The organism is Vibrio lentus, assembly GCF_002875945.1.
Taxonomy (GTDB): domain Bacteria; phylum Pseudomonadota; class Gammaproteobacteria; order Enterobacterales; family Vibrionaceae; genus Vibrio; species Vibrio apostichopi.
In genome coordinates this window covers 1-3,348 of the sequence record NZ_MCZK01000078.1, presented here as the reverse complement: position 1 = coordinate 3,348, position 3,348 = coordinate 1, and the positions used below count along the sequence as shown (strand labels likewise).

Annotated in this window: 1 pseudogene; it reads right to left on the bottom strand. The window is 45.7% G+C overall.

Annotation, left to right across the window (positions count from 1 at the left end):
- A pseudogene (locus tag BCT49_RS05625) lies at positions 1–3,329 on the bottom strand (retention module-containing protein); the annotation flags it as partial.
- Positions 3,330–3,348: the final 19 nt, after the last annotated feature.

Sequence of the window (3,348 nt, the reverse complement as noted above, 5' to 3'; positions counted from 1 at the left end):
GAATTACGCAACAAAGCCCTCGTGACGTCATCACTTTGATTGGTAAAGGTAATGGTTTGAGTTGAACTAACCGCACTACCACTTGGAGCAGAGCCATCACTCAGATTCGTTTCTGACAGCGTAACGCTTGGCACAGTGTCAATCGTTGGGATATCGCCATCGGTAATGGTTAGCGTTACCGTTGAAGACACAAGATCGCTATCGGAATCACTGGAGGTTACGACTATCGACTTAACGATATCGCCACCAGTATGGTCTAGGTTACGATTTGGTTCGAAACGAATATCGCCTTGTAGTGTGATATACAATGACCCGTCAGCAACCACGAACTTCTGCTCACCCGTATCGTTTTGGTCAAGCGTTAATACCGCCCCACCATCGTAAGTGAACTGAGTAATGGTCGTGCCATCAGCACCTTCTTCATCAAGGACATTAACGATAGGCGTAGTCGGTGTACCCAATGCCAAATCTGCAACTGTTGGCTCTTCAATAGTGAGAGAGTCATTAACCATCACTTGAATATCATCAGTAATAGTCACTGCCAGTGGCGACATCACAGAGTCATCACCATCGCTATCAACCGCGTAAACTGGCAAGTTGAATGTTAGGTCGTTATTGCCTTGAATTGGCGTGTGGTCAATTGCTTCCAGAAGCGTGAAGGTGTACTCACCCAAAATGGTGCTGCTGAAATCGAGCGTAAATACCGTGGTTTCGACATTCGAAATATCAGTCGTAAAACCAATGTAATTGCCTGAACCTGTTGGTTCTTCTCGAATCTCAATGATCAAGCCATCGGACTTAAGCGCATTGTTAGTATTAAACTCACTTGGCTCTAAACGGAATTTCTCAACGTCATCACTTTGATTAGTGAAAGTGATGGTTTCCGTTTGGCTAACCGCACTACCAGTTGGAGTGGAACCATCAGCAAGATTAGCTTCTTCAAGTGCTACGCTCGGCACCGCATCAATAGTCGGGTTATCACCATCAGTAATGGTCAGCGTTACGGTTGAAGTCACCGGATCGTTATCGAAGTCGCTTGAAGTCACGACAATCGACTTCACGATATCTTCACTAACTGAGTGGTCTAAATCGCGATTAGGTTCAAAGCGCACTTCCCCTTCAAGGGTGATATAAAGCTTACCTTCCGTGAATATGAATTGCTGCTCGCCTGAAATACTTTGATCGAGTGTGTTTACGACACCATCATAAGTAAACTGGGTGATCGTCGCGCCATCAGCACTCTGATTTGGCATCACATCAATGGTGTTGGTTGTGATCGTACCGTCTGCCAGATTTGGCTCAGTGATATCTAACGTACCATCTTGCATGATTTGAACATCATCACCGATAGTTACATTCAGTTGAGATACCAATGAATCGTCACCGTCCGTATCAACTGCATAAACAGGCAGGTCAAAGCTCAGGTCGTTGTTGTCTAAGCCGTCCACATGGTCTAACGCTTCAAGTAAGGTAAAGGTATATTCGCCCAGTGTGGTCGTAGAGAAACTAATGGTGAACACTGGAACTTCAGCGTTCGAACCATCAGTAATAAAACCGATATAAGTCCCCGGATTAGCAGAGTCTTCTTTTATCTCAACCGCAAACCCATTAGACGTCAGAGCTCCCCCCACATTGAACTCTGTAGGCTCAATGCGGAAGTTTGCTACATCATCACTTTGATTCGTGAAGGTAATGGTCTCAGTTTGACTGACTGCACTGCCGCTTGGCGCTGAGCCGTCACTAAGATTGATTTCAGACAGCGTAACGCTTGGCACTGCATCAATGGTTGGGATATCACCATCCGTAATGGTCAGCGTCACTGTGGAAGTCAGTATATCGTTGTCTGAATCGCTTGAGGTCACCACAATCGACTTCACGATATCTTCGCTAACCGTGTGGTCTAGATTACGGTTTGGTTCGAAGCGCACTTCACCTTCAAGAGTGATGAACAACTTACCTTCCGTGAAGCTAAATTGCTGCTCACCATTGTCAGTTTGATCCAGAGTTCGAACTTGACCGTCATACGTAAACTGGGTGATTGTCGCGCCATCGGCACTTTGTTCTGGCATCACATCGATGGTATTGGTTGTGATTGTACCGTCTGCAAGGTTTGGCTCAGTGATATCTAACGTTCCACCTTGCATGATTTGAACATCATCACCGATGGTTACATTTAACTGAGACACCAGTGAATCATCGCCATCGCTATCAACGGCGTAAACCGGCAGATCAAAGCTCAGAACATTATTTGCCAAGCCATCCACATGGTCTAACGCTTCCAGTAAGGTGAAGGTGTATTGACCTAAATTGGTATCCGAGAAGCTAATCGTGAACACGTTGGTTTCAACGTTTGAACCATCCGTAACAAAACCGATGTAACCACCCGGAGTAGTTGGGTCGGCTTTCAGTTCGACTACCAGGCCGTTTGATGTCAAAGCACCACCGACGTTGAACTCAGTCGGTTCAATACGGAAACTTGTTACATCATCACTTTGGTTGGTAAAGGTAATGGTTTGAGTTGAACTCACCGCGCTGCCACTTGGCGCAGAACCATCACTCAGATTAGTTTCTGACAAGTTCACTGTTGGGACATTATCAATGGTCGGGATATCACCATCGGTAATGGTCAACGTGACCGTTGAGGTCAATACATCGTTATCGGAATCGCTAGATGTCACCACGATTGATTTCACGATATCTTCGCTAACTGTGTGGTCTAGATTACGATTGGGCTCAAAGCGTACTTCACCTTCAAGAGTGATGAACAGTTCACCTTCTGTGAAGCTAAACTGCTGCTCACCATTATCATTTTGGTCAAGCGTTCGAAGCTGGCCATCATAAGTGAATTGAGTGATCGTCGCGCCATCGGCACTTTGATTTGGCATCACATCAATGGTGTTAGTCGTTACTGTGCCAGCAGCCAAATCAGCGACGGTTGGCTCGTCGATATCTAACGTACCGTCTTGCATGATTTGAACATCATCGCCGATGGTCACACTTAACGGTGACATTATTGAATCATCACCATCACTGTCTACCGCATAAACAGGCAGATCAAAGCTGAGATCGTTGTTGCCACGGGCATCTTGATGATCCAAAGCCTCAAGTAGAGTAAAAGTATATTCACCTAATGTGGTGCTAGAGAAGCTAAGCGTAAATACCGTGGTTTCGACATTCGTCGCACTAGTAGTAAAACCAATGTAGTCACCCGATCCTGCCGGATCTTCACGTAACTCAACGGCTAAACCGTTCAATTTAAGATCGTCGTTAGTATTGAACTCCGTTGGCTCAATACGGAAACGAACCACATCATCACTTTGATTAGTGAAAGGGCTCTTCTCCGCTTAG